This is a genomic window from Kibdelosporangium philippinense, assembly GCF_021390435.2.
GTDB classification, from domain to species: Bacteria; Actinomycetota; Actinomycetes; order Mycobacteriales; family Pseudonocardiaceae; genus Kibdelosporangium; species Kibdelosporangium philippinense.
Map to the genome: position 1 here is coordinate 924,189 of NZ_JAJVCN010000002.1, position 23,936 is coordinate 948,124.

General features: G+C 65.8%; 29 protein-coding genes. 22 read left to right on the top strand and 7 right to left on the bottom strand.

Going from position 1 to position 23,936, the window contains the following annotated elements:
- Positions 1 to 12: 12 nt before the first annotated feature.
- The 21 genes from rpsE (at position 13) to truA (ending at position 13,500) form a co-directional block, all read left to right on the top strand.
- The gene (gene rpsE, locus LWC34_RS23365) at positions 13 to 657 is read left to right on the top strand and encodes a 30S ribosomal protein S5 (RefSeq protein WP_173140150.1); all 645 of its coding nucleotides are present in this window, start codon (positions 13 to 15) and stop codon (positions 655 to 657) included.
- 1 nt (position 658) lies between these two features.
- Positions 659 to 844 carry a 50S ribosomal protein L30 gene (rpmD, locus tag LWC34_RS23370; protein ID WP_054297492.1) on the top strand — a complete coding sequence of 62 codons (186 nt, stop codon included), beginning with the start codon at positions 659 to 661 and terminating at the stop codon, positions 842 to 844.
- Complete coding sequence (gene rplO / locus LWC34_RS23375) at positions 841 to 1,287, top strand: 50S ribosomal protein L15 (protein ID WP_233728843.1); 447 nt, start codon at positions 841 to 843, stop codon at positions 1,285 to 1,287. Before rpmD ends, rplO begins: the two co-directional genes overlap by 4 nt.
- Before the next feature lie 189 nt (positions 1,288 to 1,476).
- On the top strand, positions 1,477 to 1,887 hold the full coding sequence (locus LWC34_RS23380; protein WP_233727290.1) for a hypothetical protein: 411 nt from the start codon (positions 1,477 to 1,479) through the stop codon (positions 1,885 to 1,887).
- Positions 1,888 to 1,907: 20 nt separating this feature from the next.
- Complete coding sequence (locus LWC34_RS23385; protein ID WP_233727291.1) at positions 1,908 to 2,771, top strand: hypothetical protein; 864 nt, start codon at positions 1,908 to 1,910, stop codon at positions 2,769 to 2,771.
- Between the two features lie 52 nt (positions 2,772 to 2,823).
- A complete protein-coding gene (locus LWC34_RS23390; RefSeq protein ID WP_233727292.1) occupies positions 2,824 to 3,738 on the top strand; it encodes a hypothetical protein in 915 nt (304 codons plus the stop codon).
- A 35-nt stretch (positions 3,739 to 3,773) separates the two neighbouring features.
- Positions 3,774 to 4,340 carry a hypothetical protein gene (locus LWC34_RS23395; protein ID WP_233727293.1) on the top strand — a complete coding sequence of 189 codons (567 nt, stop codon included), beginning with the start codon at positions 3,774 to 3,776 and terminating at the stop codon, positions 4,338 to 4,340.
- A gap of 19 nt (positions 4,341 to 4,359) precedes the next feature.
- Positions 4,360 to 4,908, top strand: a complete 549-nt coding sequence (gene idi / locus LWC34_RS23400; protein WP_233727294.1) for an isopentenyl-diphosphate Delta-isomerase — start codon at positions 4,360 to 4,362, stop codon at positions 4,906 to 4,908.
- A gap of 166 nt (positions 4,909 to 5,074) precedes the next feature.
- Complete coding sequence (gene secY, locus LWC34_RS23405) at positions 5,075 to 6,376, top strand: preprotein translocase subunit SecY (RefSeq protein ID WP_233727295.1); 1,302 nt, start codon at positions 5,075 to 5,077, stop codon at positions 6,374 to 6,376.
- A complete protein-coding gene (locus LWC34_RS23410) occupies positions 6,373 to 6,921 on the top strand; it encodes an adenylate kinase (protein WP_233727296.1) in 549 nt (182 codons plus the stop codon). Before secY ends, LWC34_RS23410 begins: the two co-directional genes overlap by 4 nt.
- A gap of 41 nt (positions 6,922 to 6,962) precedes the next feature.
- Positions 6,963 to 7,733, top strand: coding sequence for a type I methionyl aminopeptidase (gene map / locus LWC34_RS23415; protein ID WP_233728844.1), 771 nt, complete (start codon positions 6,963 to 6,965; stop codon positions 7,731 to 7,733).
- A gap of 374 nt (positions 7,734 to 8,107) precedes the next feature.
- The gene (locus LWC34_RS23420; RefSeq protein WP_233727297.1) at positions 8,108 to 8,521 is read left to right on the top strand and encodes a DUF1707 SHOCT-like domain-containing protein; all 414 of its coding nucleotides are present in this window, start codon (positions 8,108 to 8,110) and stop codon (positions 8,519 to 8,521) included.
- A gap of 162 nt (positions 8,522 to 8,683) precedes the next feature.
- Positions 8,684 to 8,905, top strand: a complete 222-nt coding sequence (infA, locus tag LWC34_RS23425) for a translation initiation factor IF-1 (RefSeq protein ID WP_033384191.1) — start codon at positions 8,684 to 8,686, stop codon at positions 8,903 to 8,905.
- A gap of 35 nt (positions 8,906 to 8,940) precedes the next feature.
- Entirely contained in the window at positions 8,941 to 9,054 is a 114-nt protein-coding gene (rpmJ, locus tag LWC34_RS23430) for a 50S ribosomal protein L36 (protein ID WP_010148647.1), read from the top strand.
- 148 nt (positions 9,055 to 9,202) lie between these two features.
- On the top strand, positions 9,203 to 9,583 hold the full coding sequence (gene rpsM / locus LWC34_RS23435; protein ID WP_233727298.1) for a 30S ribosomal protein S13: 381 nt from the start codon (positions 9,203 to 9,205) through the stop codon (positions 9,581 to 9,583).
- Positions 9,580 to 9,768, top strand: a complete 189-nt coding sequence (locus LWC34_RS23440; protein ID WP_233727299.1) for a hypothetical protein — start codon at positions 9,580 to 9,582, stop codon at positions 9,766 to 9,768. Before rpsM ends, LWC34_RS23440 begins: the two co-directional genes overlap by 4 nt.
- Positions 9,769 to 9,783: 15 nt before the next feature.
- Complete coding sequence (rpsK, locus tag LWC34_RS23445; RefSeq protein WP_033384187.1) at positions 9,784 to 10,188, top strand: 30S ribosomal protein S11; 405 nt, start codon at positions 9,784 to 9,786, stop codon at positions 10,186 to 10,188.
- Positions 10,189 to 10,211: 23 nt separating this feature from the next.
- Positions 10,212 to 10,817, top strand: coding sequence for a 30S ribosomal protein S4 (gene rpsD, locus LWC34_RS23450; protein ID WP_233727300.1), 606 nt, complete (start codon positions 10,212 to 10,214; stop codon positions 10,815 to 10,817).
- Positions 10,818 to 10,906: 89 nt separating this feature from the next.
- The gene (locus LWC34_RS23455) at positions 10,907 to 11,968 is read left to right on the top strand and encodes a DNA-directed RNA polymerase subunit alpha (RefSeq protein ID WP_233727301.1); all 1,062 of its coding nucleotides are present in this window, start codon (positions 10,907 to 10,909) and stop codon (positions 11,966 to 11,968) included.
- A 45-nt stretch (positions 11,969 to 12,013) separates the two neighbouring features.
- Entirely contained in the window at positions 12,014 to 12,670 is a 657-nt protein-coding gene (locus LWC34_RS23460; protein WP_233727302.1) for a bL17 family ribosomal protein, read from the top strand.
- A 56-nt stretch (positions 12,671 to 12,726) separates the two neighbouring features.
- Positions 12,727 to 13,500 (top strand): tRNA pseudouridine(38-40) synthase TruA, encoded by a 774-nt coding sequence (truA, locus tag LWC34_RS23465; protein ID WP_233728846.1) that lies wholly within the window; start codon positions 12,727 to 12,729, stop codon positions 13,498 to 13,500.
- 92 nt (positions 13,501 to 13,592) lie between these two features.
- Here truA and LWC34_RS23470 read toward each other — a convergent pair whose 3' ends face one another.
- The 4 genes from LWC34_RS23470 to eccE form a co-directional block, all read right to left on the bottom strand.
- Positions 13,593 to 14,774: a S8 family peptidase gene (locus LWC34_RS23470; protein WP_233727303.1), complete on the bottom strand. Its 1,182-nt coding sequence runs from the start codon at positions 14,772 to 14,774 to the stop codon at positions 13,593 to 13,595.
- A 213-nt stretch (positions 14,775 to 14,987) separates the two neighbouring features.
- On the bottom strand, positions 14,988 to 16,538 hold the full coding sequence (locus LWC34_RS23475; protein ID WP_233727304.1) for a S8 family peptidase: 1,551 nt from the start codon (positions 16,536 to 16,538) through the stop codon (positions 14,988 to 14,990).
- A 143-nt stretch (positions 16,539 to 16,681) separates the two neighbouring features.
- The gene (locus tag LWC34_RS23480) at positions 16,682 to 17,335 is read right to left on the bottom strand and encodes a hypothetical protein (RefSeq protein ID WP_372496660.1); all 654 of its coding nucleotides are present in this window, start codon (positions 17,333 to 17,335) and stop codon (positions 16,682 to 16,684) included.
- 71 nt (positions 17,336 to 17,406) lie between these two features.
- Positions 17,407 to 18,591, bottom strand: coding sequence for a type VII secretion protein EccE (gene eccE, locus LWC34_RS23485; RefSeq protein WP_233728849.1), 1,185 nt, complete (start codon positions 18,589 to 18,591; stop codon positions 17,407 to 17,409).
- Between the two features lie 409 nt (positions 18,592 to 19,000).
- Between eccE and eccB the strand changes: the two genes are divergently transcribed.
- Positions 19,001 to 20,608: a type VII secretion protein EccB gene (eccB, locus tag LWC34_RS23490; RefSeq protein ID WP_233727305.1), complete on the top strand. Its 1,608-nt coding sequence runs from the start codon at positions 19,001 to 19,003 to the stop codon at positions 20,606 to 20,608.
- Here eccB and LWC34_RS23495 read toward each other — a convergent pair.
- The 3 genes from LWC34_RS23495 to LWC34_RS23505 form a co-directional block, all read right to left on the bottom strand.
- Positions 20,605 to 22,890, bottom strand: a complete 2,286-nt coding sequence (locus LWC34_RS23495) for a PKD domain-containing protein (protein ID WP_233727306.1) — start codon at positions 22,888 to 22,890, stop codon at positions 20,605 to 20,607. The two genes, eccB and LWC34_RS23495, sit on opposite strands and share 4 nt — an antisense overlap.
- 114 nt (positions 22,891 to 23,004) lie before the next feature.
- Positions 23,005 to 23,466, bottom strand: a complete 462-nt coding sequence (locus LWC34_RS23500; RefSeq protein WP_233727307.1) for a VOC family protein — start codon at positions 23,464 to 23,466, stop codon at positions 23,005 to 23,007.
- A gap of 35 nt (positions 23,467 to 23,501) precedes the next feature.
- The gene (locus tag LWC34_RS23505; RefSeq protein ID WP_233727308.1) at positions 23,502 to 23,900 is read right to left on the bottom strand and encodes a helix-turn-helix domain-containing protein; all 399 of its coding nucleotides are present in this window, start codon (positions 23,898 to 23,900) and stop codon (positions 23,502 to 23,504) included.
- Positions 23,901 to 23,936 lie beyond the last annotated feature (36 nt).

A 23,936-nucleotide genomic window follows, 5' to 3' on the forward strand; every position in this document is an offset into this window, starting at 1 on the left:
AAGGAACGCCTGATGCCGGGACGTACACGGCAGGGTGGCGGCTTCGGCGGTCAGCAGGGTGGTCAGGGCGGCAACGACCGCGGCGACCGCCGGGACCGCAGGGACCGTCGCGACGGTGGCCGTGGCGGCGCGGCCCAGGAGAAGACCCCGCACCTCGAGCGCGTGGTTGCGATCAACCGCGTCGCCAAGGTCGTGAAGGGTGGTCGTCGCTTCAGCTTCACCGCTCTGGTGGTCGTCGGTGACGGCGACGGTCAGGTCGGTGTCGGCTACGGCAAGGCCAAGGAGGTGCCAGCCGCGATCGCCAAGGGCGTTGAGGAAGCCAAGAAGAACTTCTTCCGCGTTCCCCGTATCGCAGGCACCATCCCGCACCCGATCCAGGGCGAGGACGCCGCCGGCGTCGTGCTCCTGCGTCCGGCCAGCGCCGGTACCGGTGTCATCGCCGGTGGCCCGGTGCGCGCCGTGCTGGAGTGCGCGGGCGTTCACGATGTGCTGTCGAAGTCGCTCGGTAGCGACAACGCCATCAACATCGTGCACGCGACCGTCGCCGCGCTGAAGGGCCTGCAGCGTCCGGAGGAGGTGGCCGCCCGCCGCGGTCTGCCGCTCGAGGACGTCGCTCCCGCCGCCATGCTGCGCGCTCGTGCACAGGCTGGAGCGTGACATGGCAAAGCTGCAGATCACCCAGGTCAAGAGCAAGATCGGCACCAAGCACAACCACCGCGAGTCGCTGCGCACCCTCGGGCTGCGCAAGATCCGCCAGAGCGTGGTGCGTGACGACACCCCCCAGGTCCGCGGCCTGATCCACACGGTCCGCCACCTGGTGGTCGTCGAGGAGGTCAACGACTGATGGCCATCAAACTCCATCACCTGCGCCCAGCGCCCGGTGCCAAGTCCGACAAGATCCGCGTCGGCCGTGGTGAAGGCTCGAAGGGCAAGACCGCTGGTCGCGGTACGAAGGGCACGAAGGCACGCAAGAACGTGCCCGCGCGCTTCGAAGGTGGGCAGATGCCCATCCACATGCGGCTGCCGAAGCTCAAGGGCTTCAAGAACCGCTTCCGCGTGGAGTACCAGATCGTCAACGTCGGCGACCTGGCCTCGCTGTTCCCTGAGGGCGGCAAGGTCGGCGTGCTCGACCTGGTCGAGAAGGGCGCGGTCCGCAAGGGCCAGCTCGTCAAGGTCCTCGGTGACGGCGACGTCGCCGGTGTGAAGCTGGACGTCACCGTCCACGCCTTCTCCGGCAGCGCCGTCGAGAAGATCACCGGTGCGGGCGGCACGATCAACAAGCTGTGACGCCCCAGCGCTGAAAAAGGCCCGCCAGGTCTCCGACTTGGCGGGCCTTTTGCTGTGTTGAACAGGGTTGGCCAGGGCGAGCCCTTGCCGTGCAACGAAAAGGGCTCGCCGGGATTCGTCCTGCCAGCCTTTTGCTTTGGGCTGAACCCGGTTGCCGCCTCACCGCACACCCCGCCAAGGTTGCGGGCCATGGATCACTCGAACCGCGGCTGGCTGGTGAGTGCCGTGTTGTCGTTGCTGGCGGCCGTTTTACTCGCCCTCGCGGCATTTCTTCCGCTGTATGTCAGCTCGTCGAAGTTCGGCCCTGATGCGCCCGTCGTCGTCGTTGGCTGGCCGAGCGCGATCTATCCACAGCTGTTCGGTGTTGTTCTGGCATTGGCTGCCGGACTGCTTGCGTTCCGTCGCAACGGCGTGCTCTCGGTGGCGTCCGGCGCGTTCAACCTCGCGGTCGCGTGGATGTTGCTGACGCTGTACGCGGTGGCCAGCGACAAGGCCGACCTCGGGCCCGGTTTCTGGTGCTTGGTTGGCGGCGTCCTGCTGGCCGTCTGTGCCCCGCTCACGCGCATGAATACCCTGCTTGGCCGCTTGCCGCGCAGCTGATCGACGACCATGGTCACGCCATGGATCCTCGGAACGGCCGCTGGCACGCCAGCGCCGTGCTGTCTCTGCTCGCGGGCGTGCTCTTCGGTGTGGCGGTGTTCGTCCCGTTGGTCGTCGGTGACATCGGCGTCGTGCCATCCGGCCTGTTCGAGCCGGATATTTCGTTCGGCGTGAGTCTGACCGCCCTGGCCGGCGGTGGCACGGCTTTCCCGCAGTTGGCCGGGGTCCTGCTAGCTTTCGTCGCCGCGTTGGCCGCCGCGCTCTCGGCGCCGGGCAAGGGGCGTAAAGGCGGTGTCGTCCTGCTGGTCGGTTCGGCCGCGTTCAACCTTGGGGTGGCGACGATCGTCGGTTCAGCCGTGATCAGGCTCCTGGACTACCCGGTCGATGGTCAGCCAGAGCCGGGCTCGGGTTTCTGGTGCCTGGTGGCGGGTCTGGTGCTGGCCATCGCCGCCGCTGTCGCCGTGCTGCCACCGGTTGCGATGGATCTCAGGGACCGCCGATGGGGCCTCGGCGCCACGCTCGCGTTGGTGGCAGCGGCATTGTTGGCGCTGGCGCCGATTGTGCCGCTGTCCCAGCCGGTGGAGCCGGTGGAATCGAACCCCTTCTGGGATCTCGGGTTTTCCCACGTGTACCAGCAGCTGTTCGGCGCGGCTTTGACGTTGGCCGCCGGTCTGCTCGCAGTGACCCGCCGAACGCGCGGGATGATCCTGCTCGTCGCGGCGGTGGCGTTCAACGCCAGCATCACCGTGGAAACCGTGCAGACGCTGGTCATCCTCGACGGGCTGGGAATCAGGCTTGGTGTCTGGTGTGGGTTCGCCGGACTGCTCATCGCCCTCTTCGCCGCGATCGCCATCTCCCGCCGCAAACCTGTGCCCATAGCTTGAATACGCTGGTTGGCCGCTTGTCGCCCAGTTGATCCGCAGCCAAGGTCTCGCCATGGAACTTTCGAGCCGCCGCTGGGCCGTGAGCACGTCGCTGTCGTTGCTCGCGGCCACGTTCTTCGTGGCGGCGGCGTTCCTTCCGTTGTTCGTGGGTGAAGTCGCGATCAACGGCTGGAACGGTGTGCTGATCACCGGCTACCAGCAGCTCGCCGGTGCCGTTCTCGCGCTGGTGGCGGGGCTGGTCAGTAGGGGCCGTGTTGTCCTGCTCGCCGCGGCCGCTGGGGTCAACGTCGGCATCGCGGCGATCACGATTTCCACAGTGGGCAGCTATTTCCACCGCTATCCGGCATTCGAGGGCGCCACGGTTGTCGGAACTGGTTTCTGGTGCCTTGGCGTCGGGCAACTGCTGGTGGTCGCCGCGGTTGCCGTCGTACTGCCGCCGCCAGCCATGGATCTCTCGAACCGCCATTGGGGCTTGGCTACCAAGTTTGTCGTTGGTGGCCGCGGCTTTGCTCACGCTCGCAGCGCTCCTGCCGCACTTCGGGGCCACGTGGGAGGACGCGCCCGGCGACTACTTCGAGGCAACGGGCGGTGCGTGGGGCGCCGAGGTCACCCTCGAACTTGGGGTAGCTCAGTCAAGGCAGATGCCGTCGACGTGGGACGGGCTGGTGACCGGGTTCCAGCTGCTGGTCGGTGCGGCTCTGGCGTTGGTCGGCGGACTGTTCGCCGCTCGCCGGACCGCAGGCCGGATGGTTCTTCTCGTCACCAGCGCGGCGTTCAACGTCGGCATGGTGTCGCTCTTCGTAGCCATGGTGCCCGTCTATTTCACGGCGTTCCCGGCGACCGACCAGTCTGGTTTCCGGCTTTTCGACATCGGGCTCGGCGGCTGGTGCTTGCTCCTTGGCATCCTGGTGTTCGTCGCGGCCGCTTCGCCACGAAACGCAAACGGGCGCCAGTCGCCGTGCCGTGATCGGGTTGTGTCGTCGGTCTGTCACGCTCTGTGTCATGTGGCAACCGCGACGCCTGGTCGGCGCCCTGTTCGCGCTGGTCTCGGCGATCCTGCTGTTGGTCTCGCCCTTCTACCCGTTGTTCATCGGCCGCCTGATCTCCAGCACGGCCAACTTCACGATGACCTTCGACGGCTGGGGCTTCGAGACTGACGCGCCAGCACGCGTCGGCGCGATCGTCGTGAACGCCTACGGCCTGATCTTCGCCGCAGTCATGCTCTTCGTGGCAACGATCCTCACGTTCGTCGGCGCGCGTATCGCTGCCACACAAGGCAATCGGCGTGTTGCTGCCACAAGCATGGCCATCGCGGCCGCGTTCACGCTCGGCGTCGCCGTCACAGTCCTGCCTCAGCTGACCAACTGGATGGACACCTTCCGGGCGACCGGATTGCCCGGCGCCCGCGTCGACACGACCGTCGGCCTCGGGTTCTGGATGATGGCCGCGGGGACGTTCCTCGCATTGGCCGCCACCGCCATCGCCGGATTGCCCACGCGATACCGCGAGCCTGAGACGCCGCCGTCCGGCATCGCCGTGCCAGTGCAGCCACCGGCGGACGAGAGCTGAACGATTACTGTCTATCCGCATGGAGCAGGTCGTCTTACTTGACGAGGCCGGGCAGGCCATCGGCACCGCGGATAAGGCAACGGTCCACCATGAACAGACTCCGCTGCATCTCGCGTTCTCGTCGTACGTCTTCGACGAGCAGAACCGGTTCCTGCTGACCCGCAGGGCGCTGTCCAAGCGGACGTGGCCAGGTGTCTGGACCAATTCCTGCTGCGGCCACCCCGCGCCCGGCGAGGCGATACGTGACGCTGTTATCCGCAGGCTGAAGACCGAGCTTGGTCTCGATGTCGACACGATCGAGCTCGTGCTGCCGTCGTTCCGCTACCGGGTCGCGATGCCGGATGGCGTTGTCGAGAACGAGATGTGTCCCGTCTACCGGGTCACGGTCAGCGATGAACCGAAGCCCGACCCTGCCGAGGTCGAGGAGTTCGAATGGGTCGCGTGGCCACCCGTCCGGAAGCTCTCGCCATGGGCTGAACTGCAGTTGCCCCAGCTCAACGCGCTCGGTCCGGATCCACGCAACTGGCCGGCCGGTGATCCCAGCGCGCTTCCGCCAGCAGCGAACTGATCAATGCGCCGGACGGGGGTGCGGAGCCCTCATGTGAGGCTGTTAGAGTCGAGAACACGCTTCGGGACAAACGCGCCCCGAAGCGTTCGTGGCTTGTGTTCCCGCCGGTGCAATCACCGGCCCAGTCGTTCGCCGGCAGGATGCCGGTGACGCGAGGAGGTCTTGCGTGCTAGGCGCCTTCCGCTCGGCTCTCGCGACGCCGGATCTGCGCAAGAAGATCCTGTTCACACTCGGGATCATTGTGCTGTACCGGGTGGGTGCCCTGCTGCCTTCGCCGGGTGTTTCGTACCCGAACGTGCAGGCCTGTATGGCCAACGTCCAGCAGGACGGCATCTACTCGCTGCTGAACCTGTTCAGCGGTGGTGCTTTGCTCCAGCTGTCCGTTTTCGCGCTGGGCATCATGCCGTACATCACGGCGAGCATCATCATCCAGCTGCTCACCGTGGTCATTCCGCGGTTCGAACAGCTGAAGAAGGAAGGCCAGGCGGGACAGGGCAAGCTGACCCAGTACACCCGCTACCTGACCATCGCGCTGGCGATCCTGCAGGCCACCGGCATCGTGGCGCTGGCCGACCGCGGTCAGCTGTTCGGCGAGTGCCCGCAGGACATCATCCCCGGCGACGGCATCTGGACGCTGGTCATCATCGTCATCACGATGACCGCCGGTACAGCCGTGATCATGTGGCTGGGTGAGCTGATCACCGAGCGCGGCATCGGCAACGGCATGTCGCTGCTGATGTTCGTGAACATCGCGGCCCGCATCCCGTTCGAGGGCAAGATCATCTGGGACAAGGGCCCGATCACCTTCACCGTGATCTGCCTGTTCGGTCTCGCGATCATCGCCAGCGTCGTGTTCATGGAGCAGGGCCAGCGCCGCATCCCGGTCCAGTACGCCAAGCGCATGATCGGCCGCCGGATGTACGGCGGCACCTCGACCTACCTGCCGCTGAAGGTCAACCAGGCCGGTGTCATCCCGGTGATCTTCGCGTCGTCGCTGCTCTACCTGCCCGACCTGATCGCCCGACTGATCGGCGGCGCACAGGACTCCGGCTGGCAGCGCTGGATCCAGACCTACCTGGTCCAGCAGGACAGCTGGGTGCACATCCTGGTGTACTTCTCGCTGATCATCTTCTTCACGTACTTCTACATCACGATCACGTTCAACGTGAACGAGCGTGCTGAGGAGATGCGGAAGTTCGGTGGCTTCATCCCCGGCATCCGCCCTGGACGTCCAACCTCGGAATACCTGAGTTACGTGCTGAGCCGCATTACCCTGCCCGGCTCGATCTACCTTGGCATCATCGCGATCCTGCCGAACTTCTTCCTCTCGGTGACTGGATCGGGGAACAACCAGAACTTCCCGTTCGGTGGTACCGCGGTACTGATCATGGTCGGCGTCGGCCTCGACACCGTGAAGCAGATCGAGAGCCAGCTCATGCAACGTAACTACGAAGGGTTCCTCAGGTGACACGACTCGTTCTGGTCGGCCCGCCTGGTGCGGGCAAGGGCACGCAGGCCGGGACGCTCAGCGCAAAGCTCGGCGTGCCCCACATCTCCACCGGTGATCTGTTCCGTGCCCACATCGGGGACGGGACAGAGCTCGGCCGCAGCGTCCAGGCGTTCCTCGACGAGGGCAAACTGGTGCCGGACGAAGTCACCAACGAGATGGTCCACGAGCGGCTCGCCGAAGAAGACACCAAGCGAGGTTTCATCCTCGACGGTTTCCCCCGCAACATCCCGCAGGCCGAAGTGCTCGGCGAGATCCTCGCCGAGTCCGGCCACAAGCTGGACGCGGTCGTCGAGTTCCAGATCGACGAAGACGTCGTTGTCGCCCGCCTGCTCGGCCGCGGCCGCAAGGACGACAACGAAGAAGTCATCCGGCACCGCCAGCACGTGTACCGCTCGGAGACCGAGCCACTGCTGAACTTCTACCGCGACATCGTGGTGACGGTCGACGCGGTCGGCGACGTCGACGAAGTGACCAACCGCGTGCTCAACGCGCTGGACAAGTGAGCAGGGGTGGCCTGCTCGGCATGTTGCGCGGGCGCCAGTCGATGATCGAGATCAAGTCCCGCGGTGAGCTCGAAGCGATGCGTGCGGCGGGCTTGGTCGTCGCACGAACGCTCGACCTGCTGACCAAGGCGGTCAAACCCGGCGTGAGCACGGGAGAGCTGGACGAGCTCGCCGAGCAGACGATCAGGGACGCGGGCGCGATCCCGTCCTTCAAGGGCTACCATGACTACCCGGCATCGATCTGCGCGTCGGTGAACGAGCAGGTCGTCCACGGCATCCCTGCTCTTGACCAGGTGCTCGCCGAGGGTGACCTGATCTCGATCGACTGCGGCGCGATCCTCGAAGGCTGGCACGGCGACGCGGCCGTGACGGTGGCCGCGGGCTCGATCCGCCCCGAGGACGCTTTGCTGTCCGAGGCGACACGCGTGGCCCTGTACGCAGGCGCGGAAGCCTTGGTTGTCGGCGCTCGCCTGTCGGACGTCTCGCACGCCATCGAACAGTCGATCCTGCGTTCGGCGAAGGCAGACGGCGTCAAGTACGGCATCATCCGCGATTACGGCGGCCACGGCATCGGGACCGAGATGCACATGGAGCCGTACCTGTCGAACTACGGCAAGCCGGGCAAGGGCCCGCGCCTGGTCGAAGGCATGGCGATCGCCGTGGAGCCGATGTTGAGCCTCGGCGACCACGACACCGACGAGCTCGACGACGGCTGGACAGTCGTGACCGAGGACGGTTCCCGCGCCGCCCACTGGGAGCACAGCGTCGCCATCACCGCCGACGGCCCCTGGATCCTCACCGCCCCTGAATAACCACCCCGAAACCGGCGTGTCCACCGTTCCGACACACCGTGTCCACCGTTCCTTGCGGCCGTGTCCACCGTTCCGACACACCGAAATACACATTGCGACACCGTGTCGACCTTTGCCGCACACCGTGTCGACCGTTCCGGCACATCGTGTCCTCCTTTCCGGCACCATGAAATCCACATCGCCACCAGCGGCGGGGATTTCGGTGTGCTGGAACGTGCAACTCGTTGTGCTGCAATGGTGGACACGGCCTTCAGCAATGGTGGACACGGTGTGCCGGAACGGTGGACACGGCGTTCTGGGGTAGGGGCAGCCCTACCGAAAACGTAGGGATTGCGCCATCCACCTGCGGGTCTTGCGCGGGGACCATTGTCAGGGTGACCGACGACTTCGCCCCTGACCTCGTCCGTGTGACCGATCTGGACCGCAAGGCCGTGGAAGCAAGGCTGCGGATGGCGCACACCGACGGCAGCCTCACCCTGACCGAGCTGGACGAACGTCTGGCGAACCTTTGGTTGACGAAAACCCGACGCGACCTGGCCACCCTGATCAGGGACCTGCCCGCGCCCGCCCCGCCGCCACCCCCGCCCAAGCCGGACAACGCCCGCAAGGCGATGCGCGTTCTGACAGCCATCTGGCTGTCGGTCAGCGCCATCAACCTGGTGATTTGGCTCATGGTCTCGCTGATCAGCCTCGACCCGGCCTACCCGTGGTTCCTCTGGCCGATGCTGCCGCCAGGGGCCGTTCTCGGCGTACTCTGGTGGTTGGGTGTTGGACGTACCCGCAGCTAGGACCCCCGATTTGGGGTCCGGACGCAGGGTGCGTACACTTGATTGGTGGCGCGCACGTAGCGCCGGTCTCGTTGTGCGGTTTTTCATCTGATGAACGCTCGCGTGTCCGACTCTTGGCGTGCCCTTGTAGGAAGTAAGTCACCGTCACGAAACGCGGAGGACATGGGCAAGAAAGACGGGGCCATCGAAGTCGAGGGTCGCGTGGTCGAACCCCTCCCCAACGCGATGTTCCGCGTTGAGCTGGAGAACGGTCACAAGGTTCTCGCGCACATCAGTGGCAAGATGCGGCAGCACTACATCCGTATCCTGCCTGAGGACCGGGTCGTGGTGGAGCTTTCGCCGTATGACCTGACCCGTGGGCGCATCGTCTACCGCTACAAGTAGTGACCTTTACCAGGCTTGAACAGGAGAGCTGAGGCGTGAAGGTCCAGCCGAGCGTCAAGAAGATCTGCGACAAGTGCAAGGTGATCCGCCGGCACGGTCGCGTCATGGTGATCTGCGAGAACTTGCGTCACAAGCAGCGCCAGGGCTGAACAACAACACAGAGGACCTCCTATGACCTGCCGGATCACACGGATCCGGCGTGCCCCCGGACTTCAGGCCGGGGCCCGGGCTCAGTGAGTCAACCCGGGGCGGTCAGGGAGCAGACCTGAAGAAGATCCTTAAGGAGAAAGCGCCGAAATGGCACGACTCATGGGCGTAGACCTCCCCCGCGAGAAGCGGTTGGAGATCGCCCTTACCTACATCTTTGGCATCGGGCGTACCCGCTCCAAGGAGCTGCTGAACGCGACCGAGTTGTCTCCCGACCTGCGGGTGAAGGATCTGTCCGATGAGGACGTCCTGAAGCTCAGGGACTACATCGAGGAGCACTTCAAGGTCGAGGGTGACCTCCGCCGTGAGGTCCAGGCCGACATTCGCCGGAAGATGGAGATCGGCTGCTACGAGGGCCTGCGCTGGCGTCGTGGTCTGCCAGTCCGCGGTCAGCGGACCAAGACCAACGCACGCACCCGCAAGGGTCCCAAGAAGACGGTCGCCGGCAAGAAGAAGGCCGGAAAGAAGTGAGCCAGTACTGCGGCAGGACGCTCAAGCTCGTCACGCAGTCGCGGCGTGGCCGGTCCGCCATGCGGGCCACCCTCGTCGCCCCGCAGAACGCCCGCCCAGAGGCGCTGCGGGACCTGTACCTCGACGCCGGGACGCGTATCCGGCGCGGGTCTGTCGCTCCTTCACCCACTCGCGCTTCCAAGTAGGAGAAACCCGAAGAAATGCCACCGAAGTCTCGTACTGGCGCCGTCAAGAAAGTGCGGCGCAAGGAAAAGAAGAACATCTCCCACGGGCATGCTCACATCAAGAGCACGTTCAACAACACGATCGTCTCGATCACCGACCCGCAGGGCAACGTGATCAGCTGGGCGTCCAGCGGCCACGTCGGCTTCAAGGGCTCGCGTAAGTCCACGCCGTTCGCCGCCCAGATGGCCGCGGAGAACGCCGCCCGCAAGGCCGCCGAACACGGCATGAAGAAGGTCGACGTGTTCGTCAAGGGCCCGGGCTCCGGCAGGGAGACCGCGATCCGTTCGCTGCAGGCAGCCGGCCTCGAGGTCGGCACGATCCAGGACGTGACCCCGCAGCCCCACAACGGCTGCCGCCCGCCCAAGCGGCGCCGGGTCTGAGGCACGGGGAGGAGTAAGAACACATGGCTCGTTACACGGGACCCGCGACGCGCAAGTCGCGGCGGCTCAAGGTTGACCTCGTCGGTGGCGACAAGGCGTTCGAGCGTCGCCCCTACCCGCCCGGCCAGCACGGCCGTGGCCGGATCAAGGAGAGCGAGTACCTGCTTCAGCTGCAGGAGAAGCAGAAGGCTCGCTTCACCTACGGCGTTCTCGAGCGTCAGTTCCGCAAGTACTACGACGAGGCCGTCCGCCAGCAGGGCAAGACCGGTGAGGTCCTGCTCCAGCTGCTGGAGTCGCGTTTGGACAACGTGGTGTACCGCGCGGGCCTCGCGCGTACCCGTCGCCAGGCGCGTCAGCTCGTCAGCCACGGTCACTTCATCGTCAACGGCGTGAAGGTGAACGTGCCGAGCTACCAGGTCACCAAGTTCGACATCATCGACGTCAAGCCGAAGTCGCTGCCGACGCTGCCGTTCGAGGTCGCCAAGGCGACCATCGGCGACCGGCCGATCCCGGCTTGGCTGCAGCTGGTGCCGTCGAACCTGCGGATCCTGGTGCACCAGCGGCCGGAGCGGGCGCAGATCGACGTGCCCGTCCAGGAACAGCTGATCGTCGAGTTCTACTCGAAGTAAGACTTGTTGACGCCCCGGCGTTCCGATAGCGCCGGGGCTCCATTTCCAGGCATCAAATAGCGGGTGCCTCAGGGAAGGAAACGAAGAAAGTGCTTATCTCACAGCGTCCCAGCCTCGCCGAGGAGCCGGTCAGCGAGACCAGGTCCCGGTTTGTCATCGAGCCGCTTGAGCCTGGCTTCGGCTACACGCTCGGCAACTCGCTGCGCCGGACCCTGCTGTCGTCGATCCCCGGCGCCGCGGTCACCAGCATCCGCATCGACGGCGTGCTGCACGAGTTCACCACCGTTCCCGGGGTGAAGGAAGACGTCACCGACATCATCCTGAACCTCAAGGAGCTCGTCGTTTCGTCCGAAGAGGACGAGCCGGTCACCATGTACCTGCGCAAGCAGGGCCCTGGTGAGGTCACCGCCGGAGACATCGTGCCGCCGGCCGGTGTCACCGTGCACAACCCCGATCTGCACATCGCCACGCTGAACGGCAAGGGCAAGCTGGAGATCGAGCTGGTCGTCGAGCGGGGCCGTGGTTACGTGCCCGCGGTGCAGAACAAGCAGGCAGGTGCCGAGATCGGCCGGATCCCGGTCGACTCGATCTACTCGCCGGTGCTGAAGGTGACCTACAAGGTCGAGGCGACTCGTGTCGAGCAGCGCACGGACTTCGACAAGCTGATCCTGGACGTCGAGTCCAAGCCGTCGATCACGCCGCGCGACGCGGTGGCATCGGCTGGTAAGACCCTGGTCGAGCTCTTCGGCCTCGCACGGGAGCTGAATGTCGATGCCGAGGGCATCGAGATCGGCCCGTCGCCCGCGGAGGCGGACACCATCGCCGCCTACGCGATGCCGATCGAGGACCTCGACCTGACGGTCCGTTCGTACAACTGCCTCAAGCGCGAGGGCATCCACACCGTGGGTGAGCTGGTTTCGCGCAGCGAGGCGGACCTGCTGGACATCCGTAACTTCGGTGCGAAGTCGATCGACGAGGTCAAGATGAAGCTCGTCAGCCTCGGCCTCGCGCTCAAGGACAGCCCCCCCGGGTTCGACCCGACGGCCGCGGCCGCCGACTACCCGGTCGAGGGCGCTTGGGCTACGGCGGACAGTGGTGTCGACACCAGCCACGACGACGGCCAGGACTACGCCGAGACGGAGCAGCTCTGAGTCCCTTGTGGACGCTCAAGAGCGGACATATCTAGGAGCTAGGAAATGCCCACCCCCACGAAGGGTCGCCGCCTCGGCGGGTCTCCGGCGCACGAACGGATGTTGCTGGCCAACCTGGCCACCTCGCTGTTCACGCACGGCCGGATCACCACCACGGAGGCCAAGGCCAAGCGGCTGCGCCCGTTGGCCGAGCGCCTGATCACCAAGGCGAAGCACGCGCACCTGGCCAACGAGGAGTACGCCAAGGCGACTCCCGAGGCCGAGCGCAAGGACAAGTACAGCGAGAGCGGCTTCAAGACCAGCCCGGCCGCACTGCACCACCGTCGCGAGATCACCAAGGTGATCCGCAACAAGGATGTCGTGCACCGGTTGCTGGCCGAGATCGGCCCGTTCTTCATCGACCGCGACGGCGGCTACACCCGGATCGTCAAGACGTTGCCGCGCAAGGGCGACAACGCCAAGATGGCGATCATCGAGCTGGTCAACGAGAAGACCGTGACCAGCGAGGCGGAGAAGGCCCGCGGCACCAAGTTCGCCAAGAAGGCCGACGAGCCGACGGCGGAGGAGACCAGCACTGAGGCAGTGGCCGAGGCCGACGCCGACGTGACCAAGGTCGAGGACGCCGACACCGAGGCTCCGGCCGAGGCCAAGGCTGACGAGGACACCGCCGAGGAGAAGTCCGAGAAGAAGGACGAGTCCTGACGGATCAGTTCGACCAGGAGCCCGTCGCCCCCACTGGGGACGACGGGCTCCTGCGTATACGCCTGGACATTTCCTACGACGGCACGGATTTCTCTGGCTGGGCCCGTCAACCCGAACGCCGCACGGTATGTGGCGTCCTGGAAGACACTCTCGCCCAAGTTTTGCGGCTGCCTGAAGTCCGTCTGACGGTCGCAGGCCGCACGGATGCTGGCGTGCACGCGACGGGCCAAGTGGCCCATGTGGACCTGCCTGCGGTCCCCGAGGCGTACCGCCTGAACCGCGCTTTGCCCGGTGATATCAGGATTCTGGGCGTTTCCGAGGTCACAAAGGACTTCGACGCACGCTTTTCCGCGCTGCGCAGGCATTACACGTACCGCGTATCCGACGCCGTCGTGGAACCCTTGCAGCGCAACCACATCGTGGCCTGGCCGCGCCCGCTTGACGTATCCCTGATCAACGCGGCAGCCCAGACCCTGCTGGGAACACACAACTTCGTGGCCTTCTGCAAACGCAGGGAAGGTGCTACCACGATCCGCGAACTCCAGCGCCTCGATTGGCACCGATCCGAAGGCATCCTGGTCGCCGAGGTCTCAGCCGACGCCTTCTGCCACTCGATGGTCCGCAGCCTCGTCGGCGCCCTTCTGGCTGTGGGAGAAGGAAAGCGCCCGATCGACTGGCCCGCGCGCCTGCTGACCGCTGAGGCCCGTTCCAGCGAAGTCACCGTCGCCCCAGCCCATGGCCTAGTCCTGACCAAAGTGGACTACCCGGCGCCCGAAGACCTCGCGGCACGAGCAGCCGAAACTCGAAACATCCGCACTATGGCCTCGTGAGTGGTTATTCGTGTTAGAACACGAATAACCACTCACGAGGAAGGACGCTCCTGTGCAGGGTGGGAGCCTCCCCGGCTACGCGGGATCCTTCGTTACTGCTGGACGAACAGCAGGCGGTTCGGGGAGCCCGTGCCCGCGTTGGTGATCACGTTCGGGGTCGAACGCGAGATCAGCGTGCTCTGCACCTGTGCCGGGGTGGCGGTGGGTGCGGTGGACAGGTACAGCGCGGCCGCGCCTGCGACGTGCGGGGTTGCCATCGAGGTGCCGCTGATGTTGTTTGTCGCCGTGTTGCTGCCGATCCACGACGACACGATGCTCTGGCCTGGCGCGAACAGGTCGGTGCAGTTACCGATGTTCGAGAAGGAGGCGCGGGCGTCGGTGTTCGTCGAGGCGTTCACCGTGATCGCTTCGGTGACCCGGGCCGGGGAGAAGCTGCACGCGTTGGCGCCGTCGGAGTTGCCGGACGCGATCGCGTAGGTGACGCCTGCCGCGATCGAACGGCGCACTGCCGCGTCGATCGAGGTGTTGGCGCCGCCACCGAGGCTCATGTTGGCAACGGCTGGCTTGCGGTGGTTCGCGGTCACCCAGTCGACACCCGCGACGACCTGTGCGGTCGTGCCGGAGCCGGAGCAGCTGAGCACGCGGACGGCGTAGAGCTGGACGCCCTTGGCCACACCGTATTGCGAGCCACCAACGGTTCCGGCGACGTGCGTGCCGTGGCCGTGGCAGTCGTTGGCGGTGCCGCCCGAGGTGATCGCGTCGAAACCGGTGCGGGCACGGCCACCGAAGGTGCTGTGCGTCAACAGGATTCCGGTGTCGATGATGTACGCGTTCACATTGGACGCTGTGTTCGGGTACGTGTATGCGTTGTTCAGCGGCAGGTTGCGCTGGTCGATCCGGTCGAGGCCCCACGACGGCGGGTTCTGCTGTGTCGCGGTGATCCTCATCATCTGGTCTGCCTGCACGTAGTCGACCGCTGGGTCCGCGGCGAGACGACGTGCTTGCTGCGCGGTCATGTCCGCGGCGAAACCGTTCAGTGCGGCTTTGTAGGTGAACTTGACCGTTCCGCCGTACTTCTGGGTCAACGACGCGGCGTTCGCCGGCGTGTTCTTCAGTGCGACGATGTATGAATTCGGCACCACGTCAGCCGCGTTGACGTCGAGGATTGTGCCTTCAGCGGCGTGCGCAGGCGTGGCCAGTCCGATTGTCGCGGCGAACAGCACCGCCGCGATTCCGGCTGTGCCCGTCATACGGGCAGCCTTCATTACTCGCATCCTCTGGTCTCCTTCTAGCAGGGCGTCCGCGCCGGTGGAAAGCGGAACGGACGGTTTGGAAGGAACGAACTACACATTTGTCGGCTACCAGTGCATTACGCAAGAGAACAACGTAACTTCGGTGAGTCACGTATCGCCAGAAAGAACTTCTGGGAATGAATTGGACTGTTCGGCGCAACGTGAATTACGCCGAACAGTCCAACTGTCTGGCTGTTAGATGACCAATGTCCACTTATTGAGGTTTCCGCTGTCGCCGCTCAGCATGTCCGCGACGCGCGATGTCCAGGTTCCGTTGGCATCTTCCGGTGACAGATTCACCGTGTACGTCTCGATGACATTGTCCTCGCTGTCGCCGCCGGTCTGCTCCTTGAGGTTGCGGACTGTGCCGCCAGGCGACACAAGGTCGATCCTCAGGTCGCCACGCCACGTGTGGGTGATGTCGACCGAGACCTTCGCGGACGTCGAGCCCTTCTTGCCCGAGCACTCCGAAACCGAGATCGGGCTGTTCACTGTGGCCCGGTCCGGGATCGGGAAGTCGGTGTCGTTGGTCTTGGTCGCGCAGGTGACCGGCGGCGGCTCGGTGCCACCGGCGCCGACGTACAGCAGCTTGTTCGGCGAGCCAGCGCCCGGGTCGGTGATCTTGTCGCTCGTCGCCGAGTTCACCAGCGCGTCACGGACCTGCTGCGGGGTCGCGTTCGTGTTGGCGGACAGGTACAGCGCGGCCGCGCCCGCGACGTGCGGGGTCGCCATCGAGGTGCCGCTGATGTTGTTGGTGGCGGTGTCGTTCGTGTTCCACGAGGACACGATGCTCTGGCCGGGTGCGTAGATGTCGGTGCACGTGCCGACGTTGGAGAAGTTGGCGCGGGCGTCGGTGTTGGTCGACGCGTTCACGGTGATCGCCTCGGGCACGCGTGCCGGGGAGTAGTTGCAAGCGTTTGCGCCGTAGGAGTTGCCGGACGCGATGGCGTACGTGACGCCAGCCGCGATCGACCGCTTCACCGCGTCGTCCAGAGCCGTGTCAGCGCCGCCGCCGAGGCTCATGTTGGCGACCGCGGGCTTCACGGCGTTGGCGGTCACCCAGTCGATTCCGGCGACGACCTGCGCGGTCGTGCCGGAACCCTGGCAGTTCAGCACGCGGACCGCGTAGAGCTTGACGCCCTTGGCCACGCCGTACTGTGAACCGCCGACGGTGCCCGCGACGTGCGTGCCGTGGCCGTGGCAGTCGTTTGCGGTGCCGCCCTGGTCGATCGCGTCGAAGCCGGTGACCGCGCGGCCGCCGAACGTCTGGTGCGTCAGGCGAATCCCGGTGTCCAAAATGTACGCGTTCACATTGGACGCGTTGTTCGGGTAGGTATAGGAGTTGTCCAGCGGCAGGTTGCGCTGGTCAATCCGGTCGAGCCCCCACGAAGGCGGGTTCGGCTGGGTGTCGTTGACCGTGAACGTCTTGTTGGCCTGGACGTACGCGACGGCCGGGTCGGCGGCCAGCTTGCGGGCCTGTGCCTCGGACATCGTCGCGGCGAAGCCGTTCAGCGCGGACTTGTACGTGTGCGTCACGCTGGCGCCGTACTTCTGGCTCAGCGTGGCAGCGGTCTGTGGCGTGTTCTTCAGAACGACCACAAAGGAATCTTTGACCACGCCAGCCGCGTCAAGGCCGAGAATCTGGCCTTGAGCGGCGGACACCGGCGTGGCCAGCCCGACCGACGCGGCAACGGCCGCGGCGATCCCAGCGATGCCCGTGATTCGGGCAGCCCGACTTACACCCATCCTGAGATCTCCTTCGTGCAGGGCGTGCACGGCCTGTGACGACACCAGGCCGTACACGACGGGAAGGACGGATCAACAGACTGAGCTGTCACCGGGTGATAACACAAGGTCACATCGGGGGTTTACATATTCCCAGAAAGATGTCAGTCTCCGCGCCTAATGGGGCCAAGGATCTGTTGTTCGCGCTGTGTGGTGAACAATCTCAATGGCCGCCAGAGGTTCGCGTTGAAGGCCACGACCTGGTCATCTTGCAGCGACGTGAGCTGATTGATCAAGTGCGCGGGCAGTCGCCAAATGCGCTGCGCGAGTTGTGCTTGGCCCGCTGGAAGTCGTTGCATAAGCACAAGATCAGCCGCGTTCGCGGTGGCGCCAGCCTGCGGGTGCAAATACGGCAAAACGTAAATTGTGGTCTGCCATGGCGTTCTCGGCGGGAACAGTTCCTGCGGCGTCGGTCCACCGTCGTGCACAACGAGTAGCGGGCCGTCCTCGCTCGGCCGGGGCAGTTCGACCGGGCTGAGCCTGCGGATCTGCGCCAGCGGAACCGGCCGCCCATCCGGTCCGGTGCCCGCAGCCTTCACGAGCACCTGCCACTTCGTCGGACGCCCGGTCGCGACCACCACCCACGCGCCGACGGCCATCGCGCGCAACGCCGTCTGCAGCGCCAGATACATCCCGCCGACCAGCACGATCCTGGTCGGTGCCGGGCGCAGCGCGGACACGATCAGCGGCTCGCCGCCCATGCCCATCCCGAGCACCATGCCGCCGCGATCGCCGGAAAGGCTGACGTGGTCGAGCATTTCCGGCGAGACCGTGAACTCGGGCGCGACGCCCTTGTTGAGCCCCTGCGCGTCCACCAACCTGGAACTGCTCACACCGCACCTCCCAGTGGCAACGTGGCGGCGAGGCCAGCGACCTGCAGGCCACGCAACGGGGTCAGGGTGATCCCGAGCTTGTCGGAGATCTCCTCGAGCTTGCCGTCGGCGGCGTCGAGTTCGCCGGGCGTCCGCGCGCTGACGCGCACAAGACCGCGCACACCGATCTGGTTGTCTTCTGCGCCAGGCGAAAGCGACAACGCGATGGTCGACGACAACGCCCGCACACCGGTCAGCGCGTTCAAGCTCGTCGCGGTTTTGCCGTTGGGCCAGCCGGTGATCGAGTAGCTCGCGTGGCCGACACCGGCCGCGGTCACTCCCGTCCACTTCTCCTGCAAGCTCACGCGGGTGTTCGTCCCGGCGACCGCGGTGAGTTCGGCTGACGTGATGCCTGCCTTGAGCAACTCGTCGGGATCGAGCGGACGCGTTGGCACGCCACGTGATTCGAGCGCGCTGCGGACACGAGAAAGCGCGCCGATCAGTGCGCGATGCGAACCGACAACACCGCCGCCACGCTCACGAACCGCTGCGGGACAACGACTTGGGTCAAGGCGTACGGCCACCCACGTGGTGCGTCGCGCGGCTGCGGGCAACGGCCCGAGCACTTCGAGATACGCGCTGAGCGCGGGCGAGTTGGGCGGCAGCGACGTGCTTCCCGGGTAACAGTGCCAGATCACCTGAATCGCGTCCAACACAACACCACGGTCTTCCAGGCACGGCGCCAGCGCGCCGAGCGGCAGGCTTGGCAGCGCGTCGGCCTGCGTGACCAAGCTCGGCGTGGGATCGACAAGCAGCACAGCGGTCCACGAGCCGTCGTGCCACGCCAAACCCAGCGGGTTGCCCTCGTGATCCTGCGCGTGTGCGACAACGAGGTCAGGCGCGGCCAACCGCAGCAACGCGACGCGCGCGTCCTCGGGGCCAGTGACCGCGGCCGCGCTGTCCGCGGCGACCTGTTCCATCGAGATCGGGGCTGAGGGCTTCGTCACTCTGCCGTGCGACCGGAACGTGTAGCGAGTGGTCAAGCTCACCCACTGCGGGAACCAGCGGCCACGCCAGCGGATGAACGCGAACAGCAGCGCGACCACGAGAACACAGATCGACACGTACAGCAGGCTCGTGTTGATCGCCAGCAAGATCAGGCCGATCGCCAGGCCGAGCTCGACAACGACGAGGTTGGTCACCGGCAGCGCGCCGAGGCTCGCGCCGGTCTGCCTTCTGCGTGCCGAGATCGGGATCTTGGGCGCACTCGGCTGCTGCTGCGGCATCGGCCCGGTGCCACCCGGCGGCGTACCGCCCGGCGGACGCTGACCCGGCGGCGGACCGGGTGGACCGGGTGGGCGCCCACCAGGAGGCCTTCCGCCCGGCGGCGGCCCTCCCGGCGGCATTCCGCCGGGTGGCCCACCGCCTGGTGGACGTCCCCCCGGCGGTGGTCCGCCATGGCGTGGTGGCGTGGTCACCGACATCCCTATCCGTCTCTTCCCCTCGATGGCAGGCCTGGTCAGTGCCAGTTCACCGGAACTGCCAGTCCGCGCCTTCTGCTACGGCTATCCTGCGGAACCGTACCGCGACAGGGAGAGCTGCAGGCCGAGAATGCCCTCAACACCGACGACAAAGTCTCAGGTTCAGGCGTATCGCTTCGTGCTGCGAAGGATGCAGTCCGCGCTGGTCCGGAAGGACGCAGTGATGCTGCACGACCCGATGCGCACGCACTCGCGTGCGACCGCCGTCGGGTTCATCCTCGGCGCGATCGGTGTGCTCGGGTTCGTGATCGTGGGCCTGCTCGCGCCCAAACCGGCGCTGCCGGAAGCGGGGATCATCATCGCCCAGCCGTCCGGCACGGTGTACGTGGTCTCCGGCAACCCGAAGACCCTGACGCCGACGTTCAACCTGGCGTCGGCGCGCCTGCTGATGCTGGCCCAGCAGAACCAGGGCCAGAACAACGGCGGCGCGGGCGGCGGTGAGACCGATGTGGACACCCCGGCGACGCCGCCGGAGAACCCACGGGTGGTCGCGGACAAGGACCTCAAGGACATCCCGAAGCGCCAGCTGACCGGGATCCTGAACGGACCGCAGCTGCTACCCGCCGACGACCAGCGGATCTCGGACAACTGGGCGGTGTGCGACCGGATCGTGATCGACCCGTCGTTGCCGGAAGCCAACCAGGCGACCGGCATCCAGACGACGGTGCTCGCTGGCGTGAGCGACCTGAACAGGGAGCTGCAGCCAGGCGAATCGCTGCTGGTGCAGGCGGAGAACAGGAAGACCTACCTGGTCTACCGGACGCCGAGCAACGTCAACGAGCGCAACTCCAACGCGGTCCGCGCCGAGGTCGACGTGACGAAGGCGTCGGTGCGCCAGGCGCTCAACCTCGAAGGCACCGACATCCGCCGGATCAGCACGGGCATGCTGAACGCGATCCCCGAGGTGAAGGCGCTGGCCGCGCCCGTGATCTCCGGCAGCGGAACGTCCAACCTCGGTGTGCCGGTCGGCGCGGTGTTCACGGTGCAGAACGCCAACACCCGCGACTACTACGTCCAGTACAGCGACGGCATCGAGCGGATCAAGTCGGTGACGGCCGACCTGATCCGGTACGAGAAGTCGGCCGGTGGCGCGAACCTCCAGCAGGTCTCGCCGGACCAGATCGGCACGCAGACGATCCAGAACCGGATCGACGACAACCTGGCCCCGGACACCCCACCGGACGTGCTGAAAGCGCAGGCCGCGGGCAACTCGGTCGCCTGCCTCGGCTGGAACCTGCAGGGCACGGGCGACGCGCGCGACGGCCACACGTCGCTGCACATCAGCGGCGAACTGCCGACGCCGAAGGACACGTCGGGCGCCCGGATGCAGCCGCTGAAGATCTCGACCCCGGGTGCGGACGGCCAGCGGCTGGACGGATTCTTCATGCCGCCGGGCCGGGCCGCTGTGGTCAGGGGTTCGGCGTCCAAAGCGGACTTCGACCGTGGCCCGATCTACCTGATCTCGGACCGTGGCGTGAAGTACGGCATCCCGGACACGAGGACAGCGGGTGCGCTCGGTCTCGACAAGCAAAGCCCGGCGCCGGACGCGATTGTGCGGCTGTTGCCTGATGGGGCGTCGTTGTCGGCGAAGGACGTGAACCGGAGCTTCGACACGGTGCCACTGGATCCGAGCGCGGGCACGGTGGACACACCACCCGCGCAGGGCGGTGGCAGCTAGTTCTTCTTGAGTCCCCGGAAGTGCCCTGTCACGGTCACCTCAGTATCTGTGTCCTTGAGTGTGACCTGGCAGGTCTTGGTGCCATCGGTGCGGCAGCCACCAGTGCCCCCATATTTGTCGAAGTGGCTGGTGTAGCCATCACGTTTGGGGGCGTCCTCGGTCGCGACCAGGTCGAATGAGTCGCCGGGTTTGCCGGTGACGACGATCGAGGTCGAGGCCCTGCCGGCAGTCACGCACTTGCTTCCATTGGACACAGAGATGGTGCCATCCGCGTCGTAGATCTTGGTGCAGGTGATGGTCAGCTTGATCGGCTTGCGTTTCCAGGTGGTCTGCACTGTGGTCACGTTGGCCGAAGCCTTGACCTTGCAAGGCTGAACGGCGCCTGTGCACGCGCCACCCCATTTGTCGAAAGCGTGCCGGTCGGGGTCGGCGGCCCGGGCGCTCAGCGAGATTTCGGTGTTGCGCGGGACCTGGACCTCACACGTACTCGGGCACGTGATCCCGCTGCCTTCCACGATGCCGTCGGCGTTCTGCGTGACTCTGACGGTGACCGGATCCGCGGCCGTGCCGAAGGTGTAGCCGATGTTCAGCCGGTCGCCGGTCAGGACGAACTCGCAACTGGTTGTGCTGCCAGGACAGTTCTGCCACGAGCCGTGCGTGCGGCCTTGGCTGGGTGTCGCGACGAGTTTGATGCCGGTGTCCGGTGGGAGATCGACCTCGCACGTGCCAGGGCAATCAATGCCGTTTCCGGTGATTTTACCGCCGTCGGGCGTTCGCACCCTGACCTTGTACGTCGGGGTCGCGGAAACCGTGACGGGCACCGATGTCGCGACTTCCTCAGTGCCGATCCGGGCTTTCACAGCGACTTGGTAGGTGTTCGCCGCGGCCCATTTGTGCGATGTGGTGGCGCCATCGCCGGATGCGCCGTCGCCGAACATCCACTGAGCCTCGGTGGGTTGGTCGCCGCTGAGGCTCTGCACCCGCAGTTCGATCGGCTGGCCGACGATCGGGCTGACATCGCTCATGCTGATCTTGAGCTGTGACTTGGGTTTGTCGGCGCCTGTTCGCTGGCCGGGTTGGTCGGTCTGCCGGGACGGCGTCGGTTTGTCGGTGCCGGGTTTGGCAGTGGCGGGTTTGGTCGGCTGCTGCGTTCCTGGGCCGCCGGTGACCGGCGTGGTCACGCCTCTGGCCGGGTTCTTGGGATCGTACTTGGCGGTCGGCGTGACGGTGCCGTCCAGCTGGATGACGCCGGCTTTCTCGGACATCAGGTCGTTGTAGAAGACGACACTGTCCTTCGTGAGCAGCTGGAACGTGCTGCCGGTGTCGAGGACCTTCGGTTTGGCGAGCACCGCGGACCGCTGCAGATCGATGATCCACACCTCGCCGGTGGCATAGTTCGGCACGAACAGCCGATTGTCACTTTCCACCGGCGCACCGAAATCGCTGTCTCCGGCAAGCGGAACCACCTTGGAACAATCGCTTTCCAGCAGATCGCACACGGTCAGCACACCGCGTTTGTGCACGACGTAAAGGCGTTCGTTGTGCGGTGAGCCGCTTGCGCGCAGCACATCATCCGGGCGGACATCGAGCTGGATCGTGTCGACAACGGACGCGGTCGTGCTGCTGAGGCTGATGGCTCGCGCGCCCTTCCGGTCGATCACGACAGGATGCCCATTCGCTAGCGTGATCAGACTTTCGCCAGGCTCAGCGACATCATGCAATGACCGCTGACCGTCATGAACCCTGGCAACCTTGCCGGTGGCCGGATCAATCGACCAGAACACGCCCTCATCGTCGACGGCCGCGGTGCCAGCGGTGAGCTTGTCGGCGACCGAGATCATCTCGCCACGTCGTTGCAGCGTGCGAGGGTCGGTGTCGGCGAGAATGCCGCGCCGATTGTCCACTGTGTACAGAGCGGTCCGGCCGGGGATGACCGTGAGATCCCTGGACGCGTCCGCGATCGGGGTTTCCGGCTGGCTCACGTCGAACGTCGCGCCGTCGATCCGCCGGATCGTGCCCGCGCTCCTGTCGACGGCGTAGGCAGTGGTGCCTTGCTGTACGACCGCCAGCGAGTTGCCGCTGGGCGCCACCTGAACCTGCGCCGAGACCTCGGCAGTCATCCCGTCGAGCAGCGTTACCTGACCGACCTTGCCGGACGCGAGCCACGCCGCACCGGACAGCAAACGCGTGTCCTGTGCGGGGCTGCCTTCGCCGAACAGCACGACGCCGGTGACCGCGAGTGCCGCGACCACCGCCAACCCCAAGCCCCTGATGTTGCGCATCGCGGCGCATCGTCTGATGTGCGCTGATGGTCGGCCAGGGTGCGTGCACCTAGATGGGCCGGGAAAAGGTCCCGGTGTGCTCCTCGCATCGGATGCCAGGAGCACACCGAGTCATTACGAGTCGCCCCGCCACCTGGCGATGTCTTCTTCGGTGACTTCCACTGGCCCCTCGGCTACCTGGGTGATCCTGATGTGGTTGCCGAACGGATCCCGCAAGGCGCAGTCGATTCCGTACGGCTGCTGAGTCGGCTTCTCGGTGAACTCCACGCCTTTCGCGCTGAGGGTGTCGTAGGTCTTCTGGCAGTCGTCGGTGTTGAGGATCGCGGCGACACCGAGCGCTCCCTTTGTCACCAGGTCCCGGACCTGGGCGGCGACTTCCTCGCTGAGACGTGGCGGCTTGGGGACTTCAAGCAGGATCTGGCGCTCCGGGTCGGACGGCAGGCTGATGGTGAGCCAGCGCATGAATCCCATGTCGACATCGGCGACGACCTGGAACCCCAGCTTGCCGACGTAGAAATCGAGAGCTTCGTCCTGGTCGAGGACAGGGACGGAATGGATGCTGATGCGGGTGAACATGCCGGGAACACTATGGCCGGCGAAGGCCCGTGCGCTTATCCAAAACTACTCGGTTTGCTCCAGGCTTTGACAAAACAGCCGGGGACAGCGACCGGCCGCGTCCTGGTGCGGTACTCGGTCGGCGACACCCCGACGATGGCACGGAAAGTCCGGCTGAACGTGCCAAGACTCTCAAATCCGACCTGTGCGGACACATCGGTCACCGCGACCGAAGTGGACCGCAGCAGCGCCATCGCCCGCTCGATCCGCCGCCGTTGCAGATACCGGTGTGGCGTCTCGCCGAAGGTCGCCCGGAACGACCGGGTGAAGTGCGTCGGCGACATCAGGGCGATCCGGGCGAGCGCAGGCACGTCCAGCGGACTGTCGAATTCCCGGTCCATCGCGTCCCGGGCCCGCAGCAGCCGCCGGTTCTGGTCTTCCGACGGGCTGAACATATGCCTACTTCCCAGCTCAGGCCTCGTGAGTGGTTA